Genomic DNA, 7,061 nt, shown 5'->3' with positions numbered 1-7,061 from the left:
CACCCTCACCGGTCCGGTTGTCACCGGCGTGCTCGATCGCACCCTCCGGCGACTTCAGGTTGTTGAAGAAGACGAAGTGCCCGCTCGAGACGACCTTCTTGTCGGCGCCCAGCCCGATCGCACTGGCGTCGAGATCGAAGTCCGTCCCGGTGGTGGTCCGCAGGTCCCAGCCGAGGCCGACCGCGACCGCGGTGAGGTTCGGCGCCGCCTTGGTCAGTGAGACGTTGCCGCCCTTGGACAAACTGACACCCATACCGATATCTCCCATCGATCATCGCGACACGAAAGGTGCCGACCATTCGCACACTAGCACGTGCCACTGTCTGGTTTGCCGAAAGCGGACGGCGCCGAAACCTGAAACCAGCTGGCGAATAGGCGAATTGGTGACCATCGTCGCGACCGTTCGGTGCGCCGAGCGGCACCGGCAACCATACAGTGGCACGTGTTAGTGTGATGCGTATGCCGGATGGCGAATCAGACCAGGAGGGATCTCGCGGCACGCGCGAACCTCGATATCCCGAGGCCGCTGAGCGATCCCGCCGCGGCCCCTCGGATGAGCCCGACGCATGCTGACCGTCCTGAGCGTCATCGCCGGTGTCGCCGTTGTCCTGCTCATCACCGCGTTGACGGGGTACTTCGTAGCCCAGGAATTCGCGTACATGGCGGTGGACAGGTCGCGGCTGAAGGCGCGCGCCGAGACCGGTGACAGTGCGGCGGGGCGCGCACTGTCAGTGACCCGGCGGACCTCGTTCATGTTGTCGGGCGCCCAACTCGGTATCACCGTGACCGGCCTGCTCGTCGGCTATGTGGCCGAGCCGTTGATCGGGCGCGGGCTCGGCGAGCTGCTCGGCGGGGTCGGCGTGCCGGTAGCCGTCGGCGTTGCGGTGGGCACCGTGCTCGCCATCGTGTTCTCCACCCTGGTGCAGATGCTGTTCGGTGAGCTGTTCCCGAAGAATCTCGCGATCGCCCGGCCCGAGCCGGTCGCGCGCCGGCTGGCCCGCTCGACGACGGCCTACCTCCGCGTATTCGGCTGGCTGATCTGGCTTTTCGATCAGTCGGCGAACATCTTGCTGAGGTTGCTGCGGATCGAGCCGGTCCACGATGTGGAGCATTCGGCGACCCCGCGCGACCTCGAGCACATCGTCGCCGCCTCCCGCGAGGCGGGCGAACTGCCCAGGGAACTCTCGACGCTGCTGGACCGGATCCTCGATTTCCCCTCGGCGAACGCCGAGCACGCCATGATTCCGCGGGCCCAGGTCGACACCGTGCCGGTGGACGAACCGGCCGAACAAGTTCTGGCCCGGATGGGTTCGGGACACACGCGATACCCGGTCGTCGGCACCAGCAGTGACGACCTGCGCGGTGTCATCCATCTGCACGATCTGCTCGACGGGCCGGTGACCGGCACCGCGGGAGACTGGATGCGTCCGGCACTGCTGGTCCCCGAGTCGCTGCCGCTGCCCGAGGTGTTCGCCCGGCTCAGTGTCGCGAAAGAAGAGATGGCCCTGGTCGTCGACGAATACGGCGGGTTCGCCGGCATCGTCACCGTCGAGGACATCGCCGAGGAACTCGTCGGCGAGATCGCCGACGAACACGACACCGGTACCGCCGAGATCATCGCCGACGGTGAGGGCTGGCTCGTCGCCGGTGACCTGCATCTCGACGAAGCCGAGCGGCTGCTCGACCTGGAACTGCCACACGGCGACTACGAGACCATCGCGGGTCTGGTCATCAGTGTGTTCGGCGGACTGCCGCAGGTGGGCGACCAGGTGGAAATCGCGGTGCCGCCCAGCGGCGCCGACTTCCTCGCCGAGCGGCCGCCGGTGGCGCGGACGGTTCTCGCCGAGGTACGGGCGGTCGGTAAGCACGTCCCGTCGTCGGTGTCGCTGACCCTCCGATCCGAGCGAGGCGGCGATGAGTAATCCCTGGGTTGTCGTCGCGGTCACGATTGTGCTGATCGCGGCCAGCGCATTCTTCGTCGCCGTCGAATTCGCGCTGATCGCCGCCCGGCGGCATCGGCTCGAAGACGCCGCGCCGACCAGCTGGGCCGCACGGGCGGCGTTGCGCAGCTCGGCCGAGTTGCCGGTCTTGCTCGCCGGTTCCCAGCTGGGCATCACCGTCTGCACACTGGCTCTGGGCGCGATCACCAAACCCGCTGTGCACCACTGGATCACCCCGCTGATCGACCATCTCGGGGCGCCGCTGTGGGTGGCCGATGTCGCGGGCTTCGTGCTGGCGCTGATCGTGGTGACCTTCCTGCACCTGGTGGTCGGCGAGATGGCACCGAAGTCGTGGGCGATCGCGCACCCCGAGAAGTCGGCCACCCTGCTCGCGCTGCCGATGCAGCTGTTCATGACCCTCACCCGACCGGTGCTGGTCGCGCTGAACCACGCAGCCAACTGGTGCCTGCGCAGACTCGGTATCACCCCGGTGGACGAGGTCGACGCCGGACAGAACCCGGCAGGCCTGCGGCACCTGGTCGAACACTCGGCGACCGTCGGCACCCTCGACGAGCGATACCGTGGAAACCTGACCAGCGCACTGGAACTGGAACAGCTGACCGTCGGCGACATCGTCGCACCGAACACCGCGCCGATCTCGGTGCCACCGGACGCCGACACCGCCGCGATCCAGGCCGCCTCGCGCGCCACCGGTCACCTGCGGCTGCTGGTCCGCGACCGCGACGGCGTGCGCGGTGTGCTCCACGTGCGCGACAGCCTGACCGCGGCACCCGGCACCACCGCGGGCGAGCTCATGCGGCCGGTGCTGGAAATCGCCACGACGGTGCCGGTATACGAGGCGCTGCGCACAATGCGCGAAACCCGCAGCCACCTGAGCCTGGTCACCAGTCCCGACAGTGCGGAGCTGGTCGGACTGCTCACCATCACCGATGTCCTGGAACGGCTGCTGCAGTCCGCGGCCGAGATCTGATCCACCTACACCGAACGAAGGTGACCACGTGAACACACAGCTGACCTGCGCCACGCGCACTCATCGCGGCTTGGTCCGGGAGGGCAATGAAGACTCCGTCCACGCCGGGCCCCGTCTGCTGGCGCTGGCCGACGGGATGGGTGGCCACGCCGCGGGCGAAGTCGCCTCCGGACTGATGATCGCCGCGCTCCTGCCCCTCGAACACGATCACGAGGGCGAACTGCTCGACCGTCTGGAACAGGCTGTCCTGCACGGAAACACCGCCATCGCCGAGCAGGCGGCCCGTTCGGCCGAGCAGCACGGCATGGGAACGACGCTCACCGCGATGCTGTTCGACGGCACCCGGTACGGGCTGGCCCATGTCGGGGACTCTCGCGCCTACCTCCTGCGCGGCGGCGAACTGTCCCAGATCACCCACGACGACACCTTCGTGCAAAGCCTCGTCGACGCAGGCCATATCACCGCCGAACAGGCCAGAACCCATCCTCGCCGGTCGCTGATCCTGCGCGCGCTCACCGGTGAACCGGTCACCCCGACGCTGGTGCTAGGCGATGCCGAACCCGGCGACCGATACCTGCTGTGTTCGGACGGATTGTCCGACGTGGTCACCGAGGAGAAGATCGGCCAGTTCCTGCGCTCGGCAGGCACCGTGGCCGAGTGCGCCGACCAGCTGGTCGAACTCGCCCTGCTCAACGGCGGCCCCGACAACGTCACCGTCATCGTCGCCGATATCGCCGCCGGCGACTGATCACAGGATCGGCAGGTCCGGTGGAAGCTGCATGGCGACCGCGATCAGCGAGTGCACGCGGGTGGCGATGATGTTGAGCAGTCCGTGGATCTCGACGGGCGCGGTCTCGGTGACGGACTGCAGGTTCCTCAGGTCGTCGTCCAGGCGCGCGAGTACCTCGTTCATATCCCGGGGGCTGCTGTTGAGCGCGGTCGCGATCTCCTCCAGCGGAATTCCTTGAGCCTCGAGGCGCTGGATCAGGTGGATAAGGTCGACGTCGGCGGGGTTGTAGAGGCGGTAGTTGCCTGCGGTGCGTTGGGCCGGCGCGAGCAGACCGATGCTGGTGTAGTGGTCGATCGTGCGCGTACTGACTTCGGCGCGGGCGCCGAGTTCACCGATCTTGAGCAAGGCTTCGGTCATCACGGCCTCCTTCCGCAGCAGGATCTAACCATACAGCGGCACGTGCTACCGTCGCCAATGCGAGCTCGGCTACCCATGAAACGGCGACAGCCGCACATCTGGAAAGGATGCGCGGCTGTCGTGGAAGGTTTCACGCCGAGACGGTGATCTCCCATTCGTAGATCGCCAGTTCCGACGCGCCGGTGGTGTGGACCGGGTCGGTGTGCGCGATTGCCGTTGCGGCATCGAGGCTTTCGGCCAGGACGACGTAGGCGCCACCGGTGCCGTCGGTGAACCGGCCGCTCTCCTGCAGCTGACCCTTGGCGAGCAGCACCTGCAGGAACGCGCGGTGCGGTTCGACCACGGACTGGTCGAAATTCGGTGTGCGCATGACCATCACGAGGTACTTGTTCGTCACGACCGGTCCTCGGGCGCGGGACGCGCGGCCCTGGTGGCGGCCGCGGCGGCGCGCACCTGCGGCGCCACCTGCACGACCTGGCCGAGCACGCCGTTCACGAACGACGGGGAGTCGTCGGTGGACAGCTCTTTGGCCAGCTCGACGGCCTCGTCGACCGCGACCACCGGGGGAACGTCGGTGGCGTGGAACAACTCCCACACCGCGATCCGCAGAATCGCCCGGTCGACGGCAGGCAGGCGGGACAGCGTCCAGTCCTGCAGGTAGCCCTCGATGGTGCCGTCGACGCGATCCAGATCATCGGCGACGCCTTCGACCAGGACCGAGGTGTAGGCGTGCACGGGAGCCACGCTCTGGTCGCGGGTGGCGAGGTCAGCGCGTTCCGCGAGCAGGTCGGAGACGTCGACATCGCGCGCCTCCGCCTCGAACAGCAGGTCGACGGCCCGGCGGCGCGCCTTGTGGCGCGCGCCCAGCTTCTTGAACGAGCCCTTCTTGTCTGCCGGCGAGTCCGTCACGATCAGGCGTTGACGCGGCCGAGGTAGCTGCCGTCGCGCGAGTCGATCTTCAGCTTGTCACCGGTGTTGATGAACAGCGGGACCTGGACCTCGGCGCCGGTCTCGAGGGTGGCGGGCTTGGTGCCACCGGTGGAGCGGTCGCCCTGCAGGCCGATGTCGGTGTGCTGCACGACCAGTTCGATCGTGACGGGGAGCTCGACGAACAGCGGCGCGTCCTCGTGCACGGCGACCTGCACGCCCATGTTCTCCAGCAGGAAGCGCGCGCCCTGACCGATGGTGGCCTCCGGGATGGAGATCTGGTCGAAGGTGTCACCGTCCATGAAGATGTAGTCGGTGCCGTCGTGGTACAGGTAGGTCATGTCGCGACGGTCGACGGTCGCGGTCTCGACCTTGACGCCCGCGTTGAAGGTCTTGTCGACGACCTTGCCGGACACGACGTTCTTCAGCTTGGTCCGCACGAAGGCGGGGCCCTTACCCGGCTTCACGTGCTGGAATTCGACGATCTGCTGGAGCTGACCGTCGATCTTCAGCACAAGGCCGTTCTTGAAGTCGCTGGTGTCCGCCACTGTCCTCGGATCTCCTCGTTCGTTTACTGCGGTCTCTGGGGGACCGGCGTCACTCGACGACGGTCAGGTCCTTGCTGGTGAGGGTGAGCAGGTCCGGGACCCCTTCGCGCACCACGAGCGTGTCCTCGATCCGGACCCCGCCGCGGCCGGGAAGGTACACACCTGGTTCGACGGTCACCGCCACGCCAGCAAGAAGTGTACCGGTACTCGTTTTCGCCACTCCCGGCGCTTCGTGGATCTGCAGCCCGACTCCGTGTCCGAGGCCGTGCACGAACTGCGGGCCGTACCCCGCGTCCTCGATGACGACCCGGGCGGCCGCGTCGACCTCGGCGGTCTCGGCGCCCGGTTTCAGCGCCTCCCTGCCCGCCGCCTGTGAGCGGGCGACCAGTTCGTAGATCTCGCGCTGCCAGTCCGCGGGCGCGCCGAGCACGAGCGTGCGGGTCATGTCGGAGTGGTAGCCGTCGACGACGGCACCGAAGTCGAGTTTCACGAAGTCGCCGGTGGCCAGCACCGCGCCGGTCGGGCGGTGATGCGGAACGGCCGAGTTCACGCCCGCGGCGACGATCGTCTCGAACGAGACGGCTTCGGCGCCGTGCTCGAACATCGCCCATTCGAGGTCGCGGGCCACCTGGCGTTCGGTGCGGCCGGGCCGGATCAGGCCGCGCTCGAGCAGGCTCGCCAGGCCCGCGTCGGCCGCCGCGCAGGCCGCGCGCAGCTGGGCGATCTCGTAGGGGTCCTTGACCATGCGCAGCTGCTCGACCAGCCCGTTGGTCGGCACCAGCTGCAGCCCCGTGCGCTGTTCCTGGAACGACTGGTGTTCGGCGACGGTCACCACATGGCTCTCGAAGCCGACCCGGCCGAGCTGCCATTCCCCGCCCAGTTCGAGGATGCGGCGCGCGGTGGCCCGGGAGATCTCGGCCCGCAGATCGGGCACCTGCTGGGCCACCTGGGCGGAATAGCGGCCGTCGGTACCGATGACGGTGCGCTCCTCGGCGCCACGCATGTCCCAGGAGTGCACGAGCAGCACGGCATTGGATCCGGTGAAGCCGGTCAGGTAGCGGATGTTGACCAGATCGGTCACCAGCAGCGCGTCGACGCCGTTCTCCACCAGCAGGTTACGCAGGGCGCCGCGTCGTGCCGCGTGATCGGGACCCGGGTAGTCAGCACACATGGGTCAACGCTACCGCCGATCGGGCGACACGTCGGCACCGAACCCCGGCACTTTTCGCGGCGTTGGCGCGTCCGTCGGCGCCGTAACTGGAGATGGCGTTGTCCACATCGCCCGGAGTTGTCCACATTCGCGGTCGAGGTCTCGATCCGGTGGCCGGGGCGCAGCACGATCGATGCCATGACCACTGCCGCGTTCTGCCTGCTCATCGCCTGGTGCCTGCTGCTCGGCGTCCTCGATATCCATGCCCGCCGACTCCCCAACGCGCTCACCGGCGCCGGTGCCGCCGCGGTGTTCCTGTACGCCCTGTGTACGGACAACCTGGGGACGGCGGTGATCC

Annotated in this window: 9 protein-coding genes; 3 read left to right on the top strand and 6 right to left on the bottom strand. The window is 67.9% G+C overall.

Features of this window, described 5'->3' with window-relative positions; genetic code table 11:
* Positions 1 to 253: TerD family protein (locus ACFWPJ_RS20195; RefSeq protein WP_378853477.1), on the bottom strand; the 253-nt coding region annotated here is incomplete at its 3' end.
* Positions 254 to 566: 313 nt separating this feature from the next.
* Here ACFWPJ_RS20195 and ACFWPJ_RS20190 point away from each other — a divergent pair.
* Genes ACFWPJ_RS20190 through ACFWPJ_RS20180 form a run of 3 tightly spaced genes read left to right on the top strand, consistent with a single transcriptional unit; the run spans position 567 to position 3,679 of the window.
* Positions 567 to 1,922 (top strand): hemolysin family protein, encoded by a 1,356-nt coding sequence (locus tag ACFWPJ_RS20190; RefSeq protein WP_378853475.1) that lies wholly within the window; start codon positions 567 to 569, stop codon positions 1,920 to 1,922.
* Positions 1,915 to 2,931, top strand: a complete 1,017-nt coding sequence (locus tag ACFWPJ_RS20185; protein ID WP_378853473.1) for a hemolysin family protein — start codon at positions 1,915 to 1,917, stop codon at positions 2,929 to 2,931. The genes ACFWPJ_RS20190 and ACFWPJ_RS20185 overlap by 8 nt, the downstream gene beginning before the upstream one ends.
* Positions 2,932 to 2,959: 28 nt before the next feature.
* Positions 2,960 to 3,679 (top strand): PP2C family protein-serine/threonine phosphatase, encoded by a 720-nt coding sequence (locus ACFWPJ_RS20180; protein WP_378853471.1) that lies wholly within the window; start codon positions 2,960 to 2,962, stop codon positions 3,677 to 3,679.
* Here ACFWPJ_RS20180 and ACFWPJ_RS20175 read toward each other — a convergent pair whose 3' ends face one another.
* From ACFWPJ_RS20175 to ACFWPJ_RS20155, 5 genes are all read right to left on the bottom strand, one after another.
* Complete coding sequence (locus tag ACFWPJ_RS20175; protein WP_378853469.1) at positions 3,680 to 4,078, bottom strand: MerR family transcriptional regulator; 399 nt, start codon at positions 4,076 to 4,078, stop codon at positions 3,680 to 3,682. It abuts the gene before it with no gap.
* 130 nt (positions 4,079 to 4,208) lie between these two features.
* Positions 4,209 to 4,475: a YciI family protein gene (locus ACFWPJ_RS20170; RefSeq protein ID WP_378853467.1), complete on the bottom strand. Its 267-nt coding sequence runs from the start codon at positions 4,473 to 4,475 to the stop codon at positions 4,209 to 4,211.
* Positions 4,472 to 4,987, bottom strand: a complete 516-nt coding sequence (gene nusB / locus ACFWPJ_RS20165) for a transcription antitermination factor NusB (RefSeq protein WP_189023664.1) — start codon at positions 4,985 to 4,987, stop codon at positions 4,472 to 4,474. The genes ACFWPJ_RS20170 and nusB overlap by 4 nt, the downstream gene beginning before the upstream one ends.
* 2 nt (positions 4,988 to 4,989) lie before the next feature.
* Positions 4,990 to 5,553 (bottom strand): elongation factor P, encoded by a 564-nt coding sequence (efp, locus tag ACFWPJ_RS20160; protein ID WP_378853465.1) that lies wholly within the window; start codon positions 5,551 to 5,553, stop codon positions 4,990 to 4,992.
* Between the two features lie 49 nt (positions 5,554 to 5,602).
* On the bottom strand, positions 5,603 to 6,724 hold the full coding sequence (locus ACFWPJ_RS20155; RefSeq protein WP_378853463.1) for a M24 family metallopeptidase: 1,122 nt from the start codon (positions 6,722 to 6,724) through the stop codon (positions 5,603 to 5,605).
* Positions 6,725 to 7,061: the final 337 nt, after the last annotated feature.

The sequence above is a fragment of the Nocardia sp. NPDC058497 genome, assembly GCF_042720195.1.
GTDB lineage: Bacteria > Actinomycetota > Actinomycetes > Mycobacteriales > Mycobacteriaceae > Nocardia.
The sequence above is the reverse complement of the archived record's forward strand: the minus strand, read 5'-3'. Positions and strand labels throughout refer to the sequence as shown.

Excerpts from the sequence above, each read along its gene's own strand:
- ACFWPJ_RS20190 (WP_378853475.1), top strand. The coding sequence starts at position 567 with ATGCTGACCGTCCTGAGCGTCATCGCCGGTGTCGCCGTTGTCCTGCTC.
- ACFWPJ_RS20185 (WP_378853473.1), top strand. The coding sequence starts at position 1,915 with ATGAGTAATCCCTGGGTTGTCGTCGCGGTCACGATTGTGCTGATCGCG.
- ACFWPJ_RS20175 (WP_378853469.1), bottom strand. The coding sequence starts at position 4,078 with ATGACCGAAGCCTTGCTCAAGATCGGTGAACTCGGCGCCCGCGCCGAA.
- ACFWPJ_RS20155 (WP_378853463.1), bottom strand. The coding sequence starts at position 6,724 with ATGTGTGCTGACTACCCGGGTCCCGATCACGCGGCACGACGCGGCGCC.